Source organism: Amycolatopsis tolypomycina (genome assembly GCF_900105945.1).
Taxonomy (GTDB): domain Bacteria; phylum Actinomycetota; class Actinomycetes; order Mycobacteriales; family Pseudonocardiaceae; genus Amycolatopsis; species Amycolatopsis tolypomycina.
In genome coordinates this window covers 7,977,586-8,001,769 of record NZ_FNSO01000004.1, presented here as the reverse complement: position 1 = coordinate 8,001,769, position 24,184 = coordinate 7,977,586, and the positions used below count along the sequence as shown (strand labels likewise).

Here is a 24,184-nt window from a genome sequence, read left to right as displayed (position 1 = left end):
TTTCGTCGGTGCCGGCCAGTACGTTCGGTGGCATGGTCCTGCACCGAGGGAAAGCCGGCAGCCCGGACCGCGCGAGCGGGACGAATCCGTTCTACGCGGGGACGAACCCGGCGCTGGCCGCCGCCTTCGTCATGCCGCACGACAAGCTGCGTGACGACCCGCTGCCGCCGGACACCGCGCTGCAGCTCGTCCGCGACGAGCTGATGCTGGACGGCAACGCGCGGCTCAACCTCGCCACGTTCGTCACCACGTGGATGGAGCCGCAGGCGCGCGAGCTGATGGCCGAGTGCGTCGACAAGAACATGATCGACAAGGACGAGTACCCGCAGACGGCCGAGCTCGAGCGGCGCTGCGTGAACATCCTCGCCGACCTGTGGCACGCGCCCGATCCGGCGGACATCATGGGCTGCTCGACCACCGGTTCGTCCGAAGCGTGCATGCTCGCCGGGATGGCACTGAAGCGGCGCTGGGCCCGCCTCGGCCCCAGTGGAAAGCCGAACCTGGTGATGGGCGCGAACGTCCAGGTGTGCTGGGAAAAGTTCTGCGAGTACTGGGAAGTCGAGCCGCGGCTGGTCCCGATGGACGGCGACCGCTACCACCTGACGGCGGACGAAGCGGTGGCCCGCTGCGACGAGAACACGATCGGCGTGGTCGCGATCCTCGGCTCGACGTTCGACGGCAGCTACGAGCCGGTCGCGGAGATCGCGGCGGCGCTGGACGCCCTGGAGCAGCGCACGGGCTGGAACATCCCGGTGCACGTCGACGGCGCCTCGGGCGCGATGATCGCCCCGTTCCTCGACCCGGACCTGGAGTGGGACTTCCGCCTCCCGCGCGTGGCGTCGATCAACACGTCCGGCCACAAGTACGGGCTGGTGTACCCGGGGGTCGGCTGGGTGATCTGGCGCGACAAGGCGGCGCTGCCGTCCGAGCTGGTGTTCAACGTCAACTACCTCGGCGGTGACATGCCGACGTTCGCGTTGAACTTCTCCCGCCCGGGCGCCGAGGTCGCGGCCCAGTACTACACGTTCGTGCGGCTCGGCCGGGAAGGTTTCCGGGCGGTACAGCAGGCTTCGCGCGACGTCGCCACGCACCTGTCTTCGGGAGTCGAGGCCCTCGGCCCGTTCTCGTTGCTGACGCGCGGAGACCAGCTGCCGGTGTTCGCGTTCACGACCCGCGCCGACGCCGGGTTCGACGTCTTCGACGTGTCCCGCAGGCTGCGCGAGCGCGGCTGGCTGGTGCCGGCGTACACGTTCCCGGAGAACCGGACGGACCTGGCGGTGCTGCGGATCGTGGTCCGCAACGGCTTCACGCACGACCTCGCGGACCTGCTGCTGGCGGACCTCGCGCGGGTGCTGCCGGAACTGGCGGAACTCGGCGGCCACCCGAAGGACCCTTCGAAGGCGACGGCGTTCCACCACTAGCTCACATCTCGTCGCCAGGACGGCTACCGGCGGGTAGCGTCGAAGCATGGGTGTCGCTGCTGACGAACGCCGGGCGCTGAGTGCGCTCTTCGAAGAACTCGGGCCGGACGCGCCGACCTTGTGCGACGGCTGGACCACGCGTGACCTCGCCGCGCACCTCGTGGTGCGGGAGAGCCGTCTCGATGCCGCGCCCGGGATCGTCGTGCCCGCGCTGGCCGGGTACACGCAGAAGGTGCAGGACCGCTACGCCGCCAAGCCCTGGGGCGAGCTCGTTGGCCAGGTCCGCAACGGCCCGTCGAAGTTCTGGCCCACCGCGATCGGCCCGCTCGACGAGCTCACCAACACCGCCGAGTTCCTCGTCCACCACGAGGACGTCCGGCGGGCGCAGGACGGCTGGGCGCCGCGGCCCGCGGATCCCACCCGGGACGCCGCCGCCTGGAAGTCGGCGAAACAGGCCGCCAAGCTCAACCTGCGCAAGGCGCCCGTCGGCGTGACACTCAAGACGCGGGACGGCCGGGAGGCCGCCGTGAAGACCGGGCCGGACCCGGTCACCGTCGTCGGCGACCCGGTCGACCTGCTGCTGTTCGTCTTCGGCCGCGACGCTGTCGACCTGGACTTCGAGGGGGACGCGGCCGCCGTCGGCCGGCTGCGGGCGGTGAACCGGGGGCTCTAGGCTGCGCCCCATGCCGATGATCAGCGTGGCCATGTTCCCCGGCCGCACGCCCGCCCAGAAGAGCGCCCTGGTCCGCGAACTGACGGACGCCTTCGTCCGGACCTGCGGCGGCAAGCCCGAGGGCGTCCAGGTGACGCTCGTCGAGATCGGCGCCGACCACTGGGCCAGCGGCGGGGTGCTGTACTCCGAACGCTGACCGGGCACTTTCACGTGAAAGTGCCCGCCGCGGGAGCGGGGCACTTTCACGTGAAAGTGCCCCGTGGGGTCAGCGGAGGCCGAGGGCCCGCAGCGCGAAGTGGACCTCGATCGCCGTCTGCTTGATCGTCTCGGCGATCACCAGCGAGCCGTGGCCCGCGTCGTAGCGGTAGAACTCGTGGTGCAGCTCGCGGCCGCCGAGCCGGTCGAGGTAGTTCTCGATCTGGCGGATCGGGCAGCGCGGGTCGTTGTCGCCGGCCAGCACGAGCACCGGCGCCGTCACGGCGTCGACGTACGTGATCGGCGAGCACTCCCGGTACACCGCGGGCACGTCCTCCGGCGAGCCGCCGAAGAGCGCGCGGTCGAACGAGCGCAGCTGCTCCATCTCGTCCTCGTACGCGGCGACGTAGTCCGCGACCGGCACCCCGGCCACGCCCGCCGCCCACCGCGTCGGCTGCGTGCCGAGCGCGAGCAGCGACAGGTAGCCGCCCCACGAAGCACCGTTCACGACGCACTTCGCCGGGTCGCTGAGTCCGGTTTGGACGGCCCAGTCGTGCACCGCGGCGACGTCCTCGAGCTCGGTCAGCCCGGGACGGCCCTCGATGGCGTCGCGCCAGGCCGAGCCGTAGCCGGTCGAGCCGCGGTAGTTGACCTCGACCACGGCGAACCCGGCGTCGAGCCAGGTCGCGCGGTAGGCGGAGAAGCGGTCTTCGTCGGCCGCGTGCGGGCCGCCGTGCAGGGAGAACACCGTGGGCAGGGGACCCTCCGGCGCACCCGAAGGCCGCGAGACGAGCGCGTGGATCCGCCCGCCGACGCCTTCGACGAACGCGTCGGTCACCGGCTCCGAGCCCGGCGCCCGCTCACCCGGCGGTTCGAGCAGGATCGCGTCGGCGCCGTCGGCGGTGCGCGCCCGCACCGCGGCCGGCTCGGCGGCACTGGACCACGAGTACTCGACCGTGCCGTCCGGGCGGACGCCCGCCCCGCCGATCCGGCCGGCCGGGGTGTCCACAGAGGACAACTCGGCCGTGTCGAGGTCGTAGCGGTACAACGAACTGCGGCCCTCGTGGAAGTGGACGACGAGCAGGGCACGCGCGTCCGGGTACCAGCCCGCGACGACCTCGCCGGGCAGGTCCAGCTCGATCTCGGTCTCGGTGTCCGCCCGGACGTCCCAGACGAGCAGTTCCTCGCGGCCGCGGCGCTCGTGCAGCACGAGCAGCCGCTGGTCGCCGGGCAGCGGGGAGAACTCGAGCGCGGAGAGGCCCTTGCCCTCGCCGTCCCACTTCTCGGCGACGGTCCCGAACCCGTCGGTCGCCAGCACCCGCAGCGCGGGGTGCCGGGAGTCGCCGTGCTCGGAGTGCGAGATCGCGATCAGGCTCTCGTCGCGGGACAGGGACGCGATGCCGGCGTCGTCCGGGTGGCTGTAGAAGCGCCGCGTCTCGCCGTCGACCCTGGCGAACAGCTCGCTGCCGTCGTCGGTCGAGACACCGACCGCGACGAGGTTCACGCCGATCTCGAGCCCGGCCGGGTAGCCGTCGTGGACGTCCGGCACGGCCTTCTCCGGCTCGCTGCCCTCGGTCGCGGCGAACGGCTCGCGCACCCACGAGCCGAACTCGTCGCCGTCGGTGTCGTCGAACCACCAGATCCACTCGCCGTCCGGCGACGGCGTGGCGTGCAGGGTGCCGTTGGGCCGGTTGGTGACGCGGCGGTGCTCGTCCGTCGCGCGGTTCCAGGCGTAGACCTCCCAGACGCCGCTGGCGTTGGAGACGTAGACGTTGGCTTCGGGGGCGTCGCGGGCCCACTCGGGCACGGAGATGCGCGGGGCGTGGAAGCGGGCGCGCCAGCGGGCTTCGGCTTCGGCGTCGTCGAACAGCCGGTCCGGGACCACCGCGGGCGGATATTGGTTGGCTGACTGCGTGCTCACCCCTCGATCCTGCCACCTTCTGGCCGTACTGTGTGCGGGGTGCTGGAGGGTTACGCGCCGGGCTACGGTGCAGACGCGGTGTCGATGCTGGCCGCGCGCACGGCGGCGGAGCGCGCGACGTTCGCCCAGCCCCTGTTCCGGCCGGGCACGTGGGTGGTCGACCTGGGCTGCGGTCCCGGTTCGATCACGCTGGGCCTGGCCGCGGAGTCCCGGGTGACGGGCCTCGACGTCGACGCGGGCCAGGTGGCACTGGCCCGGGCGGCGGCCCGCCGCGCCGGAAGGTCCACAGTGGACTTCGTGGTGGGCTCGGCGTACGACCTGCCGTTCGCTTCCGGCAGCGTGGACGTGGCGTTCTCGCACGCGTTGTTCGAGCACCTCGCCGCTCCGGCGGACGCCTTGGCGGAGCTGTACCGCGTGCTCCGACCCGGCGGGCGGCTGGCGCTGTCCACATCGGACTGGAGCAAGGCGCGCCTGCGCCCGAAGACGGCGAACGTCGACGCGGCGCTGAGAGGGCACTACCTCATGCGCCGCCGCGCGGGCGGCAACCCGTTCGCCGGGCGCACCATCGCGGAGGAGTGCGTCCGGGCGGGCTTCACGGAGGTGGCTTCGCGCGCCAAGTACCGCGAGGACATGAGTTACCGCAACCTGGCGAAGTACGTGGAGTCGAGACTCGACGCGGCGATCACGGACCCGGCGTACGCCCGCGACCGCGACCAGCTGGCGAGCGCGGCCCGCTCGGCGTGGATGTGGACCCGCGGCGGCGACGGGGATTTCAGCCAGTGCTGGGTCGAGGTGACGGCCACCCGCTGAAACCAGAAGAGCCGGTGTCCGAAGACACCGGCTCTTACTCGTCGGGGTGGCGGGATTTGAACCCACGACCTCCTCGACCCGAACGAGGCACGCTACCAAGCTGCGCCACACCCCGAGGTACTGCTTAACGGGTCGTGGAGAAGTCTAGCGGACGCTGTCGCGGGCTTTGCGGGGGGCTGCCTTATGCGGGTCACCGGCGTTCGATCCGCGCGGGACCAGCGTCAACAGGCTGGCCTCGGGCGGGCAGGCGAACCGCGCCGGCGCCCACGGCGACGTCCCCAGCCCGGCCGACACGTGCAGCCACATGTGCGCCCCCCAGCGCGAGGCCCCGCGGGCCCGGCTGCGATCCAGGTCACAGTTGGTGACGATGGCGCCGTAACCCGGGAGCCGGAGCTGGCCGCCGTGGGTGTGGCCGGCCAGGACGAGGTCGTAACCGTCCGTCGCGAACGTGTCGAGCACCCGCGGCTCGGGCGAGTGCGTGACGCCGAGGCGGAGGGCCGCGCCGCTGTCGGCCGGGCCCGCGATGTCGGCGTAGCGGTCGCGGCGCAGGTGCGGGTCGTCGACGCCGGCCGCGAACACGCGCTGCCCGCCGACGTCGACCGTGCGGCGGACGTGCGTCAGGTCGGTCCAGCCGTGCTCGACGAAGGCCGCGCGCAGGTCGCGCCACGGCAGCTGGACGCCGTGGATGCGCTTCTTCTTGCCCTGCGGCATCAGGTACCGGGCCGGGTTCTTCGGCTTGGGCGCGTAGTAGTCGTTGCTGCCGAAGACGAACACGCCGGGCCGGTCGAGCAGCGGCCCCAGCGCGCGCAGCACGGCCGGCACCGCGGTCCGGTGCGACAGGTTGTCCCCGGTGTTGACGACGAGGTCCGGGTTCAGCTCGTCGAGCGCGGCGACCCACCGCTGCTTGCTGTGGTGGCCGGGCAGCATGTGCAGGTCCGAGACGTGCAGGATCGTGAACGGCCGCGACCCGGGAGCCAGCACCGGCAGTTCGGCGGTCCGGAGGGTCCAGCGGCGCCGTTCGATGCCGACGGCGTAACCGAGCGTTGCGGCGCCGAGCGCCAGCGTCCCCGCGGCGAGGCGCGCCGCCGTCGCCCCCGACGTGCGTGTGTTACTGAGCGTGCTCACGGAACCCAGGATACGTGCTCGACGGCGGGACGCCTCGTCCCCGCTCCGGGGACCCCGCCGCCGGGCCTCCCCGGCACGACTCCGTCGTGGGAGCGGCCGTCCATCCCGGAAAGTCCGTGGAGGAGAAAGACGATTTGTCCGCTATGAGGTCAGTGTGGTATTCGCGCATTTATTATTACGTTTTCGCCCGGTTGATCATTCAATCCTTTGGCCTCTTGCTTTCCGCTTGCCGTGATCCTTAATGTCCGCAGGGAAGCCTTCGCGCGCCCTGCGTGAAAGGCATGAGGGGGAATTCATGTTCGGCAGCTCCAGTGGTGTGCGCGCGTACAAGAGACGGTCGAAGCTGGCGACGGTTGTCGGGTTTCTGAGCGTATGCGCACTTGTCGGCGGATCGGTCCAGCCGGTGGCGGCCGAGGCCGCACCGACGGTGCCTGCCGTGGCGAAGGCGCCGGTCGCCGGCGACTTCGGTGACCGCGCCGCGACCTCGTCCGATGTCGCGCTCGACGGCTGGGGAGACGCGGCAGGCTACCACCTGCTGCTCGGCCGGGAGGCCGCCGGATTCGCGTGGCGGGAGGTAGCGCTTCTGCGCCCGGCCGGCCGCGACGAATCATTGTGGACCGGCTACCAATGCCTTTCCGGCGACGGCCGGTACGCCGCGGTGGCGATCCTGCCCGGCTCCGCCGTCAACCACCAGGCCGCCCGGGACCACGGAGCTTTCGCGTATTCCGTCGACCTGCTCGACAGTTCCGTTCACCCGCTGGCCAGCGGGGTGGGTCTGAAATACTTTTCACCGGGCTGCGGCGCCGCCGCCAAGGCGGTCTTCACCCTGGACACCGGAGCCGATGACCGAGACACCGGCCTGGTGCAGGCCGACCTCGCCCGCGGCACCATCGACTTCTCCGTGACCGTGCCGGGGCAGGTCACTTCCGCCGTGCCTGCCGACGCCGGGATCGTCGGCGTGGAGGGGCGGCAGCTGGTCGCCGTCGGCAAGGACGGCCGGACCGGCCCCGTCGCCCAGGTCGCCGGGGACGCCTACGAACTGCGTCCGGTCCCGGGTGGGGTCGCCTACCTGGTCACCCGGGCCGGCACCCACACGGCGACGGCGATGCTGGCCAAGGGTGGGGTCACCAGTTCGCTCGGTACCGGGGCGCTGGAGCGGACGCACCTGTTCCAAGGGCGTGCGGGCGGCGCGGTGCTGGCCGGCGCGACCGCGACCGACAGCAAGGCGTTGTCGGCCGCGCACGTGAAAGCCGTCTCCGACCAGGGCCTGGTGCGGGGGGGGGGGGGGGGGGGGGGGCAACCGCGTCGTCCCTCGACGGTGACGCGCTCACGGGCCCGGACGCGGACGGGAGCAAGGACACTCCGGCCGTGCTGGCGACGCGGACCGGAAAGGTGCTCGCCCCGTCGCGCCCTGCCGAGCCGGCGCGCACCACGAGCGCGACGGCCACCTACGCCCCGGCGTCGCCGACCGGCGTGGTGGCGGCACCGATCGGCAAGCCCGAACCGCACGGCGACGCCTCGCCGGGCGCGATGGCAGCGCCGAAGGCCGCCGCGGCTGCCCAGGCACCGACGTGCGCCGTGCCGCGCCTCAGCGCGAACCGGCAGGTCATGCAGCCCAACCCCGCCCAGGTGAACTGGGCGATCCAGATGGCCGAGCAGGGACTGCTGACCGGCTCCGCCTACACCCGGCCGGCCGGGTTCGCCAACCTCGGCCTCGCCGCCTACGCGCCCAACAGCGACTTTCCCCTGATTCCGCTGTCCCACCCGGCGGGCAGCACCTGGAACACCGTGCCCCGGTCGGTCTACGAAGCCATCGTCGCTCAGGAGTCGAACTGGTCGCAGGCGTCGTGGCACGCCCCGGCGGGGACCGCCGGCGGTCCGCTCGTCGCCGACTACTACGGCGCGGGCGGCGACATCAAGTCGATCAACTACGCGGGTTCCGACTGCGGCTACGGCCTCGGCCAGGTCACCACCGGGATGCACGTCGGCGACCACGTCTACTCGGTCAACGGGCAGACCAAGGTGGCGATGGACTACCAGGAGAACCTGGCCGCCGGGCTGCAGATCCTCGAGAGCACGTGGAACCAGCTCTACACCGACGGCATCACCGCCAACGGTGGCGACCCGCGCTACCTCGAGAACTGGTACTTCGCCGCTTGGGCCTACAACTCCGGTATCCAGCCGAACGCGGCCAACGGCAACACGACCGGGTGCACGCCCGGGCCGTCCTGCACGGGCCCCCACGGGACCTGGGGGCTGGGCTGGACCAACAACCCGGCCAACCTCGACTACCCGCCCAACCGTGATCCGTATCTGCAGGACACCTACGCCGACGCGGCGCACCCCGCCAGCTGGCCGTACCAGGAGCGGGTGCTGGGCTGGATGGCCAGCCCGCTGCTGCGGTACGGGTCGCGCGCGTACGCGACCCCCGAGTACCACGGCGGCCGCACCTGGGTGCAGCCCGCGCCGTTCACCGCGATGTGCGGTACGGACAACCACTGCGACCCGGTCAACACCAATCCGACGACTCCCGGCGCCAGCCACTGCCTGCTCGACGACTTCCAGTGCTGGTGGCACCAGCCGGTGACGTGGATCGGCACCTGCGCGACCACCTGCGCCACGAGCGGCTACGCGGTCGGCGCCGGCTCGGCCGAGCCGGCCAACCCGACCCGCAACCCGCCGACGTGCGCGCTCGACACGAGCAAGGTCGCGGGGAACGCGATCATCGTCGACGACGAGCCCAACCGGTTGAACCTGCAGGGGTGTGGCGCGGCGAACTGGACCGGTAACGGGACCTTCACCTACACCTACGGCACCAATTCCGCCGGCGACCCGATCGGGGCGATCGACACCCACCAGCTCGGCACCGGGCTCGGTGGCCACATTCTCTTCAGCCACACCGAGGATGGCAGCAACCCGGCTTTGATCAACACCGGTACGTGGACACCGAACCTGCCCAGCCTGCAGTACTACAAGATCAAGCTGCACATCCCCGGGCTCGGCGCCCAAGCGACCAACGTGGTTTACACCATCAACCCCGGCGGCGGCGTCAGCCCGTGGCGGATCCGCGTGAACCAGGCGTGGAACTCCGAGCAGTGGGTCACCATCGGCACATTCGCGATGACCAACGGCGGCAACGTCGTCCTGAACAACAACGGCAGTTCCACCACGACCGGTGGCACGAACAACTCGGACTACGACGTGGCGTTCGATGCTGTGGCCTTCATCCCCCAAGGCGGCACACCCGGCTCGCCGATCGGGGGGCCGCCCGGGATCCAGGACGCGCCGAAGGGCAGCAATCCGGCGTTCGTCGCCTGTGGCTGCGTGCGCCGGACGGCGGGTGACCCGGTCGACACGAGTACCGGCTATTTCGGCCAGGACTTCACCGATCTGGCCACGCCCGGCCGGGGTGTTCCGCTGGAGGTCACCCGCAGCTACGCCGAGAGCATCGCCGACCCGAACGGGCCCAACAAGGCGCTGGCGGCCGACGGACCCTTCGGCTGGGGCTGGACGTTCACCTACAACATGTCCGCCGTCACCGACGGCGCGACCGGCAATGTCACGGTCCGGCAGGAGGACGGGTCCGCGGTCGCGTTCGTGAACAGCAACGGCGCCTATGCGCCGGCCGCGCCACGCTACGACGCGACGCTCGTCAAGGCCGGTTCGACGTACGTCTACACCCGCCGCGGCACCACGATCCTCACCTTCGACCAGGCAACCGGCCGGTTGCTGTCGATGGCGGACCTGCCCGGCAGCAAAGCGAACCCGCCCTACCGGACGGCCCTGGCCTACGACGGAGCAGGCCACCTTTCCACCGTGACGGACCCCGGCGGCCGCACGTACACCTTCACCTGGACCGGTGGCCACATCACGGCGGTGGCCGACCAGGCCGGTCGCTCGGTCACCTACGGCTACGACGGGGAAGGCAACCTCACCGACGTCTACGGCGTGGGCACCACCCGGACACCGGTGCTGCGGGACGACGACCACGCCCGCTACACGTACGCGTCCGGTACGCACCTGATGACTTCCATGCGGACCCCGGGTAACTTCGCCGGTCCGGCATCAGCCGTGACGTCGATGACCTATGACCCGGCCGAACGCGTGACGGTGCAGACCGATCCCGACGGCCGGGCCACCAAGTTCACCTACGCCCCCGACGGCGGGCTCACCGCCGGGCAGGTCCTGGTGACCGATCCGGCCGGGCACAAGGACCTGCAGACCTACCAGGGCGGGTTGCTGATCAGCGAAACGCGGGGCTACGGCACCCCGGACGCGGGCACCTCGTCCTACACCTACGACCCGGTCACGCTGGGTGTCACGACGCAGACCGACCCCGCCGGCGGCGTGCAGACCTTCGCCTACGACGACCACGGCAACCGGATCTCGGCCTCGGACGCCCTGGGCTACACGACGAACTACGCCTACGACGACGCCGGCAACCTCGTCGAGGTCATCGCGCCCGACGGGGTCGCCACGGTCAACACCTACGACCAGGCCGACCACCTGCCGGCCGGGGTGAGCGGGCTGCGCGTGCTCACGTCCTCGACCGTCACCAAGGCCAACAACGTGGTCGAATCGACGACCGGCAACTTCGGTCCGGAACCCGTTCGCACCAGTGGTTTCTTCTACGACGACGCGGCCCACCCCGGTGACGGCACGCGATCGGTCGACCCGATGGGCAAGACCACCACGAGGACTTTCGACGTCTTCGGCGACGTGACTTCGTCCACCGATCCGGACGGGAACCGGACCGGCTACGGCTACGACACCGCACGCGGGTTCCCGACGTCCGTTGTGGACGGCGAGGGGAAAACCACGACCTACGAAAACGACGCGCACGGCAGGCGCACGCGAACCGTCGATCCTCTGGGCCACGCCAGCTCGGCCGGCTACGACGCCGACGGCCTCGTGGTGTCCGCGACGGACGGAAACGGCCGGACCACCACCAGTGCCTACGACGGTGACGGGCACCTGGTGACGGAGACCCAGGCCGACGGCACGACCAAGCTCACGCACTACAACCCCGACGGCACCGTCTCCGACACCGTGGACGGCCTCGGCGCCGTGACCCGTTACGGCTACGACGGGCAGGGGCGGCAGACGAGCCGGACCGACGCCGACAACAGTGTCGCGACGACCTCGTACGACCCGGCGGGCCGCCCGAAGACGGTGACCGACGCAGCCGGGCGCGTCACGACCTACGTCCACGACGCGATCGGCCGGGCGACGTCCCTTTCGTACTCGGACGGCATCACGCCGAACGTGACCTTCGGCTACGACGCCGTGGGCCGCCGGATCTCGATGACCGACGGCACCGGGAACTCGACCTGGGCCTACGACACGTTCGGTGAGCTCGTCGCGGCCAAGCAGGGCTCGGGTGCCACGACGCTCCACGGGTACGACGACAACGGCAACGAGATCACGACGACGTATCCGGGCCAGGCCAAGGCGGTCGTGCGCACCTACGACGATGCCGGGCAGCTGCACGCGGTGACCGACACCGCCGGCAACACGACGACGTTCGGGTACACCAAGAACGGCAAGGTGCGGACGACCGCGTACCCGAACGGCACCACGGTCACCAACACCTACGACGACCGCAGCAGCCTGACGGGCACCACCGCCGTCACCGGCAGCACGACCGTGCTGTCGCTCACCTACGGCCGGGACAACGCCGGTCAGCTGTCCGCGCAGACCGTCGGTTCCGGGCCGTCGCAGGCTTTCGGCTACACCCCCCGGGAGCAACTGGCGTCGGCCGGCGCGGCGACCTTCACCTACGACGCGGCGGACAACCCGGTGAAGGTGGGGAACGCGACCCAGGCGTTCGACCCGGCAGGCCGGCTCTGCTGGACGCTGCCGGCCGGCACCGTCGCTTCGCCCTCCTGCGCCGTCGCACCGGGCGGGAGCACGACGTACTCCTACGACGCACTCGGCAACCGCACGAAGGCGGGAGCGAAGACGTACGAGTACGACCAGGCCGGACGGCTGACGTCGAGCACCGGCACGGCGACCTACCGGTACAACGGTGACGGCCTCCGGATGGCCAAAACGGTGGGGTCGGTGACGTCTCCCTACGTCTGGGACGGCGCGGAGGTCCCGAGCCTGCTTTCCGACGGGACGACGAGCTACCTCTACGGGCCCGATGGCCTGCCGATCGAGCAGAGCGGGCCCGGCGGGATCGCGTTCTTCGTGCACGACCAGCTCGGTTCCACCGTCGGCCTGCTCACCGCGACCGGCACGGTGGGTGGGACCTACGCCTACACCCCCTACGGCGTGGCAACCGCGTCGGGGACGCTGACGTCGCCCCTGCAGTACGCGGGCCAGTACACCGACGCGGAGTCCGGATTCCTGTACCTGCGCGCGAGGTACTACGACCCGGCCACCGCCCAGTTCCTGACCGTCGATCCGCTCGTGGCGCAGACCCGCCAGCCCTACGTGTACGCCGGCGGCAACCCGACCACGTTCACCGATGTCACGGGCCTGAGTTTCTGGGGTGACCTGGCGACCGGCCTCGGGATCGCGGGTGCCGTGCTCGGCGCCGGGATCTGTTTCGTCGCCGAGCCCTGCGGTCTCGGCCTCGTCGCGGTGGTCGGCGGCGGAAGCGTGCTCGTCGGGGCTGGTGCGGGCCTCGCGGCCGCGGGGGCCGGGGCGGCGGCCGGGCTCGGCTTGGCCGGTGGGCTCTACGCGGCGGCGAACTCGGGCCGCGGCTCCAGCGGGGGCTCCGGCGGGAGCTCGGGCAGCGCCCCGAAGAAGCCCATGATCGGGCAGAACGGCACCCGGACGACGAGCACGACGACCTGGAACAAGGGCCAGTACCGGATCGACGTCGAAAACCCGAACCCCGGGCAGCGGCCGGGACAGCTGCACTTCCAGGACCAAAGCGGCCGGATCCCCAAGTGTCAGTACAATTTTGATACCGGCCAGTTCGAAGGCCTGCCGAGCAAACTGGCGCAACAACTCAAGAGCGACCCTGCATTCCAGCGCGGAATTCAGCAGGGCCTCAAGATTCTGGGGAACTGACCCATGCTCATCATGACCGGCCCGATGCGCGAACTCGCCGAGCGGACGAAGCTGGACACCGTCACCGAGGCCGACCTGCCGCCGGGGGCGGCGGAAATACTGACGGACGGTTGGGTCCGGGAACCTGATGGCGCGTGGGTCCTGGCGGCCCTGCGCCGGTCGTATTCGGGCCGGCGCGCCGCGTTCGACGACCTGACCGGGTACGAAGCGGCGGTGAACGGCCGGGGCGTGCACGACCTCGACCTCCCCCGCGGCGCTGACCGCGCGGCGCTGGTGCTCCGCCGCGCTTATGCGCTGAGCCGCGCCGTGCTGGAGCGGGCCCGATCCATACCGGACGGGCCGGCGATCACCGCACTCATCACGGTGTCGCTGTCGTTCACCGACGACCCCGAGTGGGTGGGCAACCAGACGTTCTGGGCCCAACACGAAGGCGAACAACCCTACGTGGAAATCGATGACGGGTTCAACGCCGAACTGCTGTTGTCGATGAGCCAGAGCAGGACGTAACACGCAGATTCGGTGTCGCCGTCACTCGGGCGGCCGGTCAGGAGGTTTCGATGAAGGTGTTCAAGCGACTGTCCACGGTGGGGGCAATCGTGGCTCTTTTCTCCGGTTTCGGCGGAGTGGCCATGGCCTCGACCGAGTCGGCGGAAAGCGTCGAGGCGTGTCCCGGCGGGACGTATGGCACCTGGTGTGCGCTGACGATCGCTGCGGTCAACGTGCGTGCGCAGCCGAATTCCCAGTCGCAGCGAATCGTCACGCTTCCCAATCAGAGCTGGTTCTCGCTGGACTGCTGGACGACCGGCGAGTCGATTCACGGCGACAACGTCTGGTACTCGGGTACTTACACCGACTACCAGAACAGCGTGCCGGTAGCCATCGACGGGTGGGTGACCGGCTATTACCTGGCGACCGGGCACGACCCGGCGTCGCCGATCGGGCACTGCTGACCGGGCACTGCTGACCGGGCACTGCCGACCGGAAAGCCGAAGGCCCCGCGGTTGTCGCGGGGCCTTCGGCTTTTCCGGTCAGCGGCCGGGGCCGCCCATGTACCTCGGGTCCGGCTGCGGCAACGGCGCTTCCGGCTGGCCTTCCAAGATCCTCGACACCGCTCCGAACCAGGTCCTGGCCGGGGCGTGTCCACCGAAGATGTTGCCGTCACGGCCGCCGGGGCAGAGGCTGACCCGGCCGGGGCCGGCGTCGCAGATACCGCCCTGGCCCCCGCCGAACTTGAACGTCATGGCCGCACCGGCGATCTGCGGGGTGCCGCCCACGAAGGCCGCCGACACGTTCGCCTGCGTGGTTCCGGTCTTGCCGATCAGCGGCCGGGTCCAGCCCGCCGCGTTGGCGGCCTGGAACGAGGTGCCGCCACCCGGCTGGTCGTCCTTGCTCATCCCGATCGCGAGCGTGTTCGCCAGGCCTTCCGGCACCGCCTGCTCGCACGGGGCTTCCTTGACCGCCACCGGTTTCCCGTTGCGATCGGTCACCCCCGCGATCGGTGTCGGCGGGCACCAGACGCCACCGGACAGGATGGTAGCGGCCACATTGGCCATCTCCAGCCCGCTGACCGGGCTCACCCCGAGGGTGAACGAGCCGAGCCCGGGGCTGTTGCCCTGGGGGCCGTAGAACTTGCTCTGGGGATCGCGCAGCTCGGCCTTCTCCGCCTTCGGGTCGGGCGTGCGGCCCGCCGCGCTGCTGGCCATCGTATCGCGCAGCCCCAGGCGGTGTGCCATGTCGATCGCTGGGCCGGTGCTGCCGATCCGGTCTTCGAGCTCGACGAACGCGGTGTTCGGCGACGTGGCCAGTGCGGTCTGGATGGTTGCGCCGGAGGCGAGCCTGCTGTAGTCACCGGCGTTGCCCACGCAGTACCAGCGTGAGCGCAGCGGTGGCCCGGTCTGCGGGCAGCTGTTGCCGCCGCCGGTGTACACGCGCGACACGTAGGTGTCCGGAATGTCGATCGGCGAGTAGATCCCGACGATTCCCTTGTCCATCGCGGCGGCGGTGGTGAAGACCTTGAACGTCGACCCGGCGCCGCCGGTGTTGTAGACGCCCGCGGGCAGCGTGTACGTCGTTTGCCCGGCGTCCTGGTTCTGCCCGTAGTCGCGGTTCGCCGCAAGCGCCACCACCTCGTGCCGGTCCTTACCCGGCTTGACCAGCGACAATGTGTTCGCGATGTACGGCTGCGTCTTCTTGACCTGTGCCTCCGCCGAGACCTTCGCCTCGTGGTTGGCGCGCTCGTCCAGCGTGCTCTTGATCGTGTAGCCGCCGGAGTAGAGCTGGTCCCTCGTCATCCCGCCTGCCTTGAGGAGGTAGTCCTCGACGTACTGGCAGAAGAACCCGGCCTCCGGGCCCGCGCCGATGCAGTTGGCCGGCGGCTTCTTCGGGGAGTCCGGGACCACGCCCAGCGGCTCGCCCTTGAAGCGGTCCGCGTCGGCCTTCGCCAGCTTCTTGTTGTCCACCATGCGGTCGAGCACGAGGTTGCGGCGCGCGGTGGCCTTGTCCGGGTGGTTCCACGGGTCGTTGTTGATCGGGTTGTTGACCAGGCCGGCCAGCAGCGCGGCCTGCGGCACGGTGAGCTTCTCCGGCGTCGTGTCGAAGTACGCGTGCGCGGCCGCGCCGATGCCGTAGATCTGCCGGGAGAACTCGACGATGTTCAGGTAGCCCGCGAGGATCTGCTGCTTGCTCAGCTTCGTCTCGAGCTGGATCGCGATCCGCGCTTCCTTGAGCTTGCGGGCGATCGACTGCTCCTGGGCCTTCTTCTGGCCGATCGTGTCGCCGCGGTAGACGACGTTGATCAGGTAGTTCTTGACGTACTGCTGGGTCAGCGTCGAGGCGCCCTGGGTGTCGGCGCCGGTGCTGTTGCTGACGGCCGCGCGGAGCGTGCCCTGCCAGTCGACGCCGTGGTGCTCGTAGAACCGCTTGTCCTCGACCGAGACCAGGGCCCACTTCATGGCCTCGTTGATCTGGTCCGGGTTGATCGGCAGCCGGTACTGGCTGTACAGGGTCGCGATCGGCTTGCCGGAGTTGTCCGTGACGGTCGTCACCAGCGGCGGCGGGATGTCCGCGAGGTCGGAGGAGGTCTTCTCCACCGTCTCGCTGGCCTGGTTGGACATGACACCGGCGGCCCCCACGACCGGGAAGAGCATGCCGGCGACGAGCACCCCCGCGAGCAGACAGAGGCCGATGAGCTTGAACAAACCATCCGCTTTTCGCACGAGGGCCAGGCTACCCGGAGTGAATCAGGTGCCGGTGACGCCGTGTCTCCACCAGTGTGAAATCAGTGACAAAACAGACCCCCTTCGGTGACATCTGGTAACGGAAGGCATCCTAGGTCTCGACGGGGGGAACCGAACGCCCCTACAGTCCGTCAACGTCTCACGAAGAAAAGCCGACGGATGGATCAACGCGGGTGGGAGCTCGCCTGGTCCGAACGGCGGCACCGGCACCGGGGAGGTGCCCGGGTAACCGACGTGAGCTGAGGGAGACACGCTCGCGGGGGCAGGGCGCGCAGTGCCTGATCCCCGCCGGTGCGTCGATCACCAGGGTAGGGAGCTGGGGGTATGGAAACCAACCAGTCGAGCTGGCGAATCAACGCGTCCTGCCGGGACGCCGATCCGGACGGCCTGTTCGTCCGGGGTGCGGAGCAGAACCGGGCGAAAGCCGTCTGCATGGGCTGCCCGGTCCGCACGGAATGCCTCGCCGAAGCACTCGACGGCCGCATCAACTTCGGGGTCTGGGGCGGCATGACCGAGCGGGAACGGCGGGCACTGCTGCGCCGCCGTCCCGACGTGGTGAGCTGGGCCGACCTGCTCGAAGCGGCCAAGCGCGACGCGACAGAGCGGGTGAAGGTCGGCTGAGCGGCTGCGGGCGGCGCGGTCCTGCTGCCGCGTCGCCCGTACCGCTCAGCCGCCGACGTCATGAAAGAGTCGTTCATCGCGTCCGATGTCATGAACGAGTCGTTCATGACATCGGTCGGGAGCTTCAGCCGGCGAGCTTCACGCCGATGTCGCGCAGGCCGTCGAGGTCGTGGACGTCGCCGGCCAGTGCCGGGACCTTCGCCAGCGCCACCTCCGGGTGCGCGCGGGTGAAGCGCGCCAGCAGCCGCTCCTCGCGGGCCGCCAGCTGGACGCGGTCGGCGTGCAGCCGCAGCACGGCTTCGGCCAGGGGAGCGCTCTGCAGCGACTCGGCTGCCGCCAGCGCCTCCGCGCCGGACAGCTTCGCCAGCACCGGGTGCGTCCGGTTCGCGATCAGGCCGGCCAGCGGCATCGACTCGGCCGACAGCCGCTCCACGAAGTAGGACGCCTCGCGCAGCGCGTCCGGCTCGGGCGCGGCCACGACCAGGAACGACGTCCCCGACGAACGCAGCAGCTCCGCCGTCTTGCGGGCGCGCTCGCGGAAACCGCCGAACATGCTGTCGAAGGCCTGCATGAACGCCGACGCGTCGGTCAGCAGCTGGCCTCCGATGATCGTCGACACCGCCTTGGCGAACATCGAGAACCCGGCGTTGACCACCTTGCGCAGGCCCCAGCCGCCCGCCTTCGCCGGCGCCGTCAGCAGCCGGATCATCCGGCCGTCCAGCGCGCTCGAAAGCCGCGTCGGCGCGTCCAGGAAGTCCAAAGCGGACCGGCTCGGCGGGGTGTCCACGATGATCAGGTCCCACTCGCCGGTGGCGGCGAGCTGGCCCAGCTTCTCCATCGCCATGTACTCCTGCGTGCCGGAGAACGACGTGGAAATCGTCTGGTAGAAGGGGTTCTGCAGCAGCTGCTCGGCGCGTTCCGGGCCGGCGTGCACGCGCACCATGTCGTCGAACGTGCGACGCATGTCGAGCATCATCGCCCACAGCTCGCCCTTGGGCTCGAAGCCCTCGACCTGCACCTGCTTCGGGTGGTTGCCGAGTTCGCGCAGGCCGAGCGCCTGCGCCAGCCGCCGGGCGGGGTCGATCGTCAGCACGACCGTCTGGCGGCCGCGCTCGGCCGCGCGCAGGGCCAGCGCCGCGGCGGTCGTCGTCTTGCCGACGCCGCCGGAGCCGCAGCAGACGATCACGCGGCTTTCCGGGTCGTCGAGCAGGGCGTCGATGTCGATGGTGGTCACAACCGCACCCCCTGGTCGGTCAGGGCTTCGGCCAGGTCGTAGAGCGCGGCGACGTCGATGCCGTCGGTGACGTCCGGCAGCTCGAGGGTCGGCAGGTCGGCCTCGGCCAGCTGCTCGCGCGCCCGCTGCTCGGCGGCCACCCGCACGGCGTGCTCGACGGTCTCTTCCACCAGCGCGTCCAACGTGGCTTCCGGCAGCTTCAGCCCGGCCGAGGCGAGCCCGGTGCGGACGCGGGAAGCGTCGACGCGGCCGTCGGCGGCGGCGGTCACCGAGCGGGCGGGCAGCCGCGGCGGCCGGACCCGGTTGACCAGCACCGCACCCGGGCGCAGGTCGGCGCCGTCCAGCTCGGCGACGGCCTCGACGGTCTCGCGCACCGGCATCTCCTCCAGCAGCGTGGCCAGGTGCACGGCGGTCTCGCCGGAGTGCAGCAGGCGGACGACGCCGTCGGCCTGGCCGCGGATCGGGCCGGTCTTCGCGAGGTCGGTGAGCGCCTTGGTGACGTCGAGGAACTTGACGACCCGGCCGGTCGGCGGCGAGTCGACGACGACGGCGTCGTAGGTGTGCCGCCCGTCGGACTCGGTCCGGCCGACGCACTCCTTGATCTTCCCGGTGAGCAGGACGTCCCTGAGCCCGGGCGCGAGGGTGGTCGCGAACTCGATCGCGCCCATCCGCCGCAGCGTCCGGCCGGCGAAGCCGAGGTTGTAGAACATTTCGAAGTACTCGAGCAGCGCGGCTTCGACGTCGATGTGGAGCGCGCGCAGCTCCCCGCCACCCGGGACGGCCGCGATGCGCTGCTCGGCGTACGGCAGCGGCTCGGTGTCGAAGAGCTGGGCGATGCCCTGCCGGCCTTCGACCTCGATGAGCAGCACGCGACGGCCTTCGCGGGCGAGCGCGAGCCCGAGCGCGGCGGCGAGGGTCGTCTTGCCGGTCCCGCCCTTGCCGGTGACGAAGTGCAGCCGGGCGCGGGCAAGCTCGTCGGTCCAGCCGGCATGGGAAATGGTCACTTCTTCACCCTAATTCAGCGCTCAACCGGCCAGCAGCATGACGCTGACCGCAGCGGCGACGGCCGCGACGAGCGCCCAGCTCACGGCGCCGGGCAGCACGGTCAGGGTGAGCACGCCCACGACCGCCAGCAGGGTGAGCGTCACCACCCCGCCGAGCGCGACCTGGCCGGAGCTGCGCGTCCGGTCGCGCACCTTCGCCATCACGACGAGCACGAGCGGCAGCCCGGCCGCCGCGAGCAGGGCCGTCGCGATCACGCGCCACGTTTCCACCCCATCCACGCTAGCCCCGCGTCAAACGCCCCAATGTGGCGTTGGTTGCGTTCAACGCACCGAACGCCACATTGGGTGCGCTGGACGCACCGAACGCCACATTGGGGCGTTTGGGGCCGGCGTGAGATGGACCACAGTCCGGCGCGTCGCCACCCCTTTTCCGGCGGCCGTCCCCGGCGCCCTTGCCCGCTTGGCTACGCTCCCGGTTCATGAGCGCCACCAAGTGGGAGTACGCGACCGTCCCTCTGCTGATCCACGCGACGAAGCAGATCCTCGACCAGTGGGGCGAGGACGGCTGGGAGCTGGTCACCGTGCTGCCGAACCCGAGCGGCGAGCAGCACGTCGCGTACCTGAAGCGTCCGAAGGGCTGAGCCCGTGAGCTGGAGCGAACGGCTGAAGGAGCTCGGCATCGAGCTGCCCGGCGTCGCGGCCCCGCTGGCCGCGTACGTGCCCGCCGTCCAGAGCGGCAAGCACGTCTACACCTCCGGCCAGCTGCCCTTCGTCGACGGCGTGCTCGCCGCGACCGGCAAGGTCGGCGCGGAGATCAGCCCGGAAGAGGCGAAGGGCCACGCCCGCACGTCGGCGCTCAACGCGCTCGCGGCCGTGCACGCGCTGGTCGGCATTGACAACGTCACGCGGATCGTCAAGGTTGTCGGCTTCGTGGCTTCCGCGGAGGGCTTCACCGGCCAGCCGGCGGTCGTCAACGGCGCGTCCGAACTGCTCGGCGAGGTCTTCGGCGACGCGGGCATCCACGCCCGCTCGGCCGTCGGTGTCGCGGAGCTGCCCATCGGCTCGCCGGTGGAGGTCGAACTGATCGTGGAGGTGCAGTGATGGACCCGGACATCGAGCAGTCCACCCACGAGCTGCTGCTCCGGCTGGCCGGGCGGCTGCCCGACCAGCTGCTGTGGCGGTTCCGCGACTGGCTCGGCGAGGGCGCCATGGGCACGCTCGCCCGGACCCTGCCGAGGTCTTTGCTTAAGCACAGGATCGACCTCGACCAAACGGAGTACCGGCTGCTCGTGGCCGGTCTCATCCCGCACGGCGCCGACTGGCACCAGGTCAGTTCGACGCTGGGGGTAGACGACGTTGCCGAGAACCGGTACACATTCACGTCGAGTGCGCCCGAATGGGTTAACTCGGTCGACTCCGTGTCCGTGTTGATCCACGCAACGTTGCGAGGACGCCCGGACGTGGGGGAAGTGCGGCAGAGCTGGCGACACGTCGGTGTGGTCGGACAGGGTACGGCCAAGCGTGTCCTGCTGATCACCGCGCTGAACGGTCTGCCGAGGTTGACCGGCGAACTGCAGCGGGTGCTGCGGGTACTGGGCGACGAAGAGCCCAGCGTCGAGGTCATCCCGCCGCGCTTCGACCTGCCGGGGTACCACCGGGCCGCGCTGGCCGACTCAGAGCTGGTCTGCGTGGGCGCGGTGGAGGGGACCCGGCTAGTAGCCGCATAACGCTCGCCCGCCAGCGAGCTGGGAGGGAGCAAGGCAATGGTGGAGGTCCACGACGGCCCGCCCATGGACGGGTTCTCGGTGCCCCTGCGCCTGCACAACCTGTTGCTGGCCCTGGCGGGCCGGATCGACGACAGCGCGTTGACCGAAGCGCGCGAGCTGATCGCCCGTGCCCACATCGACGAGGCGGTCGAGCTGACCACCGGCACGCTCATCGCGGGCCGGATCCCGGTCAGCTCCGCCGAGCAGCGCGAGCTGGCGCTGGTCCTCGAGATGAGCCGGTCGGACGCGACGCTGGCGAACGACCTGCTCGTCGACGAGACCGAGCAGGTCAACACGCACCGGTTCAGCGGCGAGAACGCCCCGGAGTTCGGCATCGCCGAGGCGCTCGACCGGACCCTGCAGGTGCTGCCGGACGTCCGCTCGGTGCACGCGGTGTGGCGCAACACCCCGGCCGGCAGCGTGCCGGGCGCGCTGCCGCAGCGCGTGGTGCTCGTCGAGCTGGGGCCGGACGGCAACCCGCCGGCCGTCGCGTTCCGCGTCGACACGGCGTTGCGCCGGGCCGGGATCCACTCGGTCGTCGAGGTCAGCGGTCCGGGCGTCGCGCACTCCGAGTACCACCAGGCCGCCTCGGCGGCCGCGTCGCCGGCCTGGGTGACCGGGAGCACGACGTCGAGTTCGTCGTCCTTTCGGTCCGAGCCGGTCGCCAAGCCGCCGGCATCGGTGACGCCGGAGCCGGTCGGGGAGTCGGGCAGCAGGCACAGCATGCGGTCGAGCAGCACCACGACGGCGCCGGCCGAGCCGGTCGCCCCGGTGGTGCCGATCGTGTCGCCCCCGTCTCAGCCGCAGTCCGCCGCCGAGCCGCCCCGCAAGGCGCGGTCGGAGACGCGGGCGGAGCGCACCGCCGACCTGACCCCGGCCGAGGTGGCGCAGCTGCGGCAGGCGCTGGCCGAGGACCCGGAGAAGGGCCGCGAGATCGCCGCGGGCAAGCCGTCGATGCACGAGGTCGTCGAGCTGCCGGCGCTGGACCTGGACGACCCGAGCCTGAGCGAGCGCGACCGGGCGCTGCTGCGCGAGCTGCACGCCGAGCTGGCCGAGCGTGAGCGGGCCGAGGCGGCGAAGATGCGTCTCAACGGCGCGTCCCGTTCCGGCGGCGACCAGCGCGGCTGGACCGCCCCGTAGTTCCTCTTCGGCGAAGGGGGCACTTTCACGTGAAAGTGCCCCCTTCGCTGTGTCCGGCGTGCCACAAGTGCGCGACGGAACGTCGGGTGCCGGAGGTATGTTGCCCGGGTGGAGCAGCCAAAGGAGTTTGTCTTCGACATCCCGGTCGGCGCGGGGGTGGCCACCCGCGCGAACGCCGACGGCCCGCCGGCGACGCCGAAGGACGCGGCCACCGTCATCCTGGTCCGTGACGGCGCCGACGGCGTCGAGGTCTTCCTGCAGCACCGGGTCAAGGGCATGCCGTTCGCGGGCGGGATGACCGTGTTCCCCGGCGGCGGGGTCGACCGGCGCGACGCCGACACGTCGGTGGCCTGGGCCGGTCCCGAGCCGTCGTGGTGGGCGTCGCGGTTCGGCTGCGACGAGGCCCTCGCGCGGGCGCTGACCTGCGCGGCCGTGCGCGAGACGTTCGAGGAGTCCGGTGTGCTGCTCGCGGGCGGCGCGGACGCGGTGCTCACCGACGTCACGCCGTACGCGGCGGCCCGCCAGGCCCTGGAGACGCGGGAGGTGTCGCTGGCCGGGTTCCTCGCCGACGCGGGCCTGACGCTGCGGGCCGACCTGCTGCGCCCGTGGGCGCACTGGATCACGCCCGAGCAGGAGCCGCGCCGCTACGACACCCGGTTCTACGTCGCGAAGCTGCCCGAAGGCCAGGAAGCCGACGGAGCGACGTCGGAGGCGTCGAGCTCCGGCTGGCAGCGCCCCGAGGACGCCATCGCCGACGCGCGCGAAGGCCGCCGGATGCTGATGCCGCCGACGTGGCTGACCCTGAGCGAGCTGGCGGCGTTCGCCACCGCCGACGACGTGCTGAACGCGCCGCGCGAGATCGTCCGGATCGCGCCGACGCTGGTGCGCGAGAACGATCACGTCCGAGTCGTCCTGGAGCCGCGATGACCGCCCCCGCCTACGGCGTGCTGCGCCAGGTCTCCGAGACGGCGTCGGTGCTGCTGGAGAACAACCCGTCGTCGATGACGCTCGAAGGCACGAACAGCTGGGTGCTGCGGGCGACGCCGTCGAGCCCGGCCGTCGTGGTCGACCCGGGCTACCGCGACCTCGAGCACCTCGAGCTGCTGGCTTCGGTCGGTCCGGTCGAGCTGGTCCTGCTCACGCACCACCACCCCGACCACGCGGAAGGTGCGCCGTGGTTCGCCGAGCGCGTCGGCGCGCCGGTGCGGGCGTTCGACCCCGCACTGTGCGTCGGCGCCCCGTCCTTTGTGGACGGATCGGAGATCTCGGCGGGCGGGCTCGCGATCCGGGTGCTCCACACGCCGGGCCACACGGACGACTCGATCTCGCTGGTCCTCGACGGCCAGGTGCTGACCGGCGACACGATCCTCGGGCGCGGCACCACGGTGCTGCACGACCTCGGCGACTACCTGCGTTCGCTGCGGAAGCTGATCGAGCTGCCGGCCGGGACGGTCGGGTTGCCCGGGCACGGTCCGGAGCTCCTCGATCTGCCCGCGACCGCGCGCGAGTACCTTGCCCACCGGGAACAGCGGCTCGACCAGGTGCGTTCGGCTCTGAAGACGCTCGGGGCGGACGCCACCCCGCGCCAGGTCGTCGAGGTCGTGTATGCCGACGTCGACCGGGCGCTGTGGGCGCCCGCCGAGTGGAGCGTGCAGGCGCAGCTGGACTACTTGCGGTCGGAGGAGAACGGATGAGCAACGTCGAGGTCGAGTTCTACTGGCGGCCGGGCTGCGGGTTCTGCGCCGCCCTGGACCGGCCGATGTCGAAGAGCGGCTTCAACATCCGGAAGATCAACATCTGGGAGGACCCGGCGGCGGCCGCCCGGGTCCGCGAGGTCGCGAACGGCAACGAGACGGTGCCGACCGTGATCGTGGGGTCCAAGGCGATGGTGAACCCGTCGTTCGCCGAGGTCGAGGCGGCGGTCAAGGCAGCTTCGGCGGAGTGAGTGCGGCGGGCCGCTCTCCGTGGAGGAAGGCGGCCCACACCTCGCGCAGGCCGGTCTCGTGCTCGAGGCT

22 protein-coding genes and 1 tRNA gene are annotated in these 24,184 nt (G+C 71.0%); 16 read left to right on the top strand and 7 right to left on the bottom strand.

All coding sequences use genetic code 11. The annotated features are described in order from the left end of the window. Window positions 1-32: 32 nt before the first annotated feature. From gad to BLW76_RS46615, 3 genes are read left to right on the top strand one after another with little or no spacing between them, the layout of a single operon-like run. Window positions 33-1,421, top strand: coding sequence for a glutamate decarboxylase (gene gad, locus BLW76_RS46625; protein WP_091319031.1), 1,389 nt, complete (start codon window positions 33-35; stop codon window positions 1,419-1,421). A 46-nt stretch (window positions 1,422-1,467) separates the two neighbouring features. Then, complete coding sequence (locus BLW76_RS46620; protein WP_091319029.1) at window positions 1,468-2,094, top strand: TIGR03085 family metal-binding protein; 627 nt, start codon at window positions 1,468-1,470, stop codon at window positions 2,092-2,094. A 10-nt stretch (window positions 2,095-2,104) separates the two neighbouring features. Then, window positions 2,105-2,290 (top strand): tautomerase family protein, encoded by a 186-nt coding sequence (locus tag BLW76_RS46615; protein ID WP_086840847.1) that lies wholly within the window; start codon window positions 2,105-2,107, stop codon window positions 2,288-2,290. 69 nt (window positions 2,291-2,359) lie between these two features. Here BLW76_RS46615 and BLW76_RS46610 read toward each other — a convergent pair whose 3' ends face one another. Next, window positions 2,360-4,210 carry a prolyl oligopeptidase family serine peptidase gene (locus BLW76_RS46610; protein ID WP_091319027.1) on the bottom strand — a complete coding sequence of 617 codons (1,851 nt, stop codon included), beginning with the start codon at window positions 4,208-4,210 and terminating at the stop codon, window positions 2,360-2,362. A gap of 39 nt (window positions 4,211-4,249) precedes the next feature. Between BLW76_RS46610 and BLW76_RS46605 the strand changes: the two genes are divergently transcribed. Further along, window positions 4,250-5,020 carry a methyltransferase domain-containing protein gene (locus BLW76_RS46605; protein WP_091319025.1) on the top strand — a complete coding sequence of 257 codons (771 nt, stop codon included), beginning with the start codon at window positions 4,250-4,252 and terminating at the stop codon, window positions 5,018-5,020. A gap of 41 nt (window positions 5,021-5,061) precedes the next feature. Here the strand turns inward: BLW76_RS46605 and BLW76_RS46600 are convergent. Next, window positions 5,062-5,135: transfer RNA gene (locus BLW76_RS46600), tRNA-Pro, on the bottom strand. Window positions 5,136-5,164: 29 nt separating this feature from the next. Further along, window positions 5,165-6,145, bottom strand: a complete 981-nt coding sequence (locus BLW76_RS46595) for a metallophosphoesterase (RefSeq protein ID WP_208613512.1) — start codon at window positions 6,143-6,145, stop codon at window positions 5,165-5,167. A gap of 295 nt (window positions 6,146-6,440) precedes the next feature. On the opposite strand from BLW76_RS46595, the gene BLW76_RS50330 reads away from it, so the two are divergent. Genes BLW76_RS50330 through BLW76_RS46580 form a run of 4 tightly spaced genes read left to right on the top strand, consistent with a single transcriptional unit; the run spans window position 6,441 to window position 14,118 of the window. Continuing rightward, window positions 6,441-7,778, top strand: coding sequence for a hypothetical protein (locus BLW76_RS50330; protein WP_244170639.1), 1,338 nt, complete (start codon window positions 6,441-6,443; stop codon window positions 7,776-7,778). Continuing rightward, the gene (locus tag BLW76_RS46590; protein WP_341866555.1) at window positions 7,676-13,168 is read left to right on the top strand and encodes an RHS repeat-associated core domain-containing protein; all 5,493 of its coding nucleotides are present in this window, start codon (window positions 7,676-7,678) and stop codon (window positions 13,166-13,168) included. The genes BLW76_RS50330 and BLW76_RS46590 overlap by 103 nt, the downstream gene beginning before the upstream one ends. 3 nt (window positions 13,169-13,171) lie before the next feature. Next, window positions 13,172-13,675, top strand: coding sequence for a hypothetical protein (locus BLW76_RS46585; RefSeq protein ID WP_091319022.1), 504 nt, complete (start codon window positions 13,172-13,174; stop codon window positions 13,673-13,675). Window positions 13,676-13,725: 50 nt separating this feature from the next. Beyond that, window positions 13,726-14,118 (top strand): hypothetical protein, encoded by a 393-nt coding sequence (locus tag BLW76_RS46580; protein ID WP_091319020.1) that lies wholly within the window; start codon window positions 13,726-13,728, stop codon window positions 14,116-14,118. Between the two features lie 78 nt (window positions 14,119-14,196). Here BLW76_RS46580 and BLW76_RS46575 read toward each other — a convergent pair whose 3' ends face one another. After that, window positions 14,197-16,383 carry a transglycosylase domain-containing protein gene (locus BLW76_RS46575; protein ID WP_244170638.1) on the bottom strand — a complete coding sequence of 729 codons (2,187 nt, stop codon included), beginning with the start codon at window positions 16,381-16,383 and terminating at the stop codon, window positions 14,197-14,199. A gap of 345 nt (window positions 16,384-16,728) precedes the next feature. Between BLW76_RS46575 and BLW76_RS46570 the strand changes: the two genes are divergently transcribed. Beyond that, complete coding sequence (locus tag BLW76_RS46570) at window positions 16,729-17,025, top strand: WhiB family transcriptional regulator (protein ID WP_091319017.1); 297 nt, start codon at window positions 16,729-16,731, stop codon at window positions 17,023-17,025. Between the two features lie 124 nt (window positions 17,026-17,149). On the opposite strand, the gene bagB is transcribed toward BLW76_RS46570, so the two are convergent. From bagB to BLW76_RS46555, 3 genes are read right to left on the bottom strand one after another with little or no spacing between them, the layout of a single operon-like run. Continuing rightward, a complete protein-coding gene (gene bagB / locus BLW76_RS46565) occupies window positions 17,150-18,259 on the bottom strand; it encodes an ATPase BagB (protein ID WP_091319015.1) in 1,110 nt (369 codons plus the stop codon). Further along, entirely contained in the window at window positions 18,256-19,263 is a 1,008-nt protein-coding gene (gene bagA, locus BLW76_RS46560; protein WP_091319013.1) for an ATPase BagA, read from the bottom strand. The genes bagB and bagA overlap by 4 nt, the downstream gene beginning before the upstream one ends. A gap of 21 nt (window positions 19,264-19,284) precedes the next feature. After that, the gene (locus BLW76_RS46555) at window positions 19,285-19,533 is read right to left on the bottom strand and encodes a hypothetical protein (RefSeq protein ID WP_091319012.1); all 249 of its coding nucleotides are present in this window, start codon (window positions 19,531-19,533) and stop codon (window positions 19,285-19,287) included. A gap of 209 nt (window positions 19,534-19,742) precedes the next feature. On the opposite strand from BLW76_RS46555, the gene sp36 reads away from it, so the two are divergent. From sp36 to BLW76_RS46520, 7 genes are all read left to right on the top strand, one after another. After that, window positions 19,743-19,904: a Sp36 family protein gene (gene sp36 / locus BLW76_RS46550; protein ID WP_003068074.1), complete on the top strand. Its 162-nt coding sequence runs from the start codon at window positions 19,743-19,745 to the stop codon at window positions 19,902-19,904. A 4-nt stretch (window positions 19,905-19,908) separates the two neighbouring features. Further along, window positions 19,909-20,364, top strand: coding sequence for a RidA family protein (locus BLW76_RS46545; protein WP_091319010.1), 456 nt, complete (start codon window positions 19,909-19,911; stop codon window positions 20,362-20,364). Then, window positions 20,364-20,990: a hypothetical protein gene (locus BLW76_RS46540; protein ID WP_091320722.1), complete on the top strand. Its 627-nt coding sequence runs from the start codon at window positions 20,364-20,366 to the stop codon at window positions 20,988-20,990. Before BLW76_RS46545 ends, BLW76_RS46540 begins: the two co-directional genes overlap by 1 nt. Before the next feature lie 36 nt (window positions 20,991-21,026). Then, window positions 21,027-22,169 carry a hypothetical protein gene (locus BLW76_RS46535; RefSeq protein ID WP_091319008.1) on the top strand — a complete coding sequence of 381 codons (1,143 nt, stop codon included), beginning with the start codon at window positions 21,027-21,029 and terminating at the stop codon, window positions 22,167-22,169. A 108-nt stretch (window positions 22,170-22,277) separates the two neighbouring features. Beyond that, the gene (locus BLW76_RS46530; RefSeq protein ID WP_091319006.1) at window positions 22,278-23,096 is read left to right on the top strand and encodes an NUDIX hydrolase; all 819 of its coding nucleotides are present in this window, start codon (window positions 22,278-22,280) and stop codon (window positions 23,094-23,096) included. Beyond that, the gene (locus BLW76_RS46525; RefSeq protein WP_091319003.1) at window positions 23,093-23,863 is read left to right on the top strand and encodes an MBL fold metallo-hydrolase; all 771 of its coding nucleotides are present in this window, start codon (window positions 23,093-23,095) and stop codon (window positions 23,861-23,863) included. The genes BLW76_RS46530 and BLW76_RS46525 overlap by 4 nt, the downstream gene beginning before the upstream one ends. Then, the gene (locus BLW76_RS46520; protein WP_091319001.1) at window positions 23,860-24,114 is read left to right on the top strand and encodes a glutaredoxin family protein; all 255 of its coding nucleotides are present in this window, start codon (window positions 23,860-23,862) and stop codon (window positions 24,112-24,114) included. The genes BLW76_RS46525 and BLW76_RS46520 overlap by 4 nt, the downstream gene beginning before the upstream one ends. Window positions 24,115-24,184: the final 70 nt, after the last annotated feature.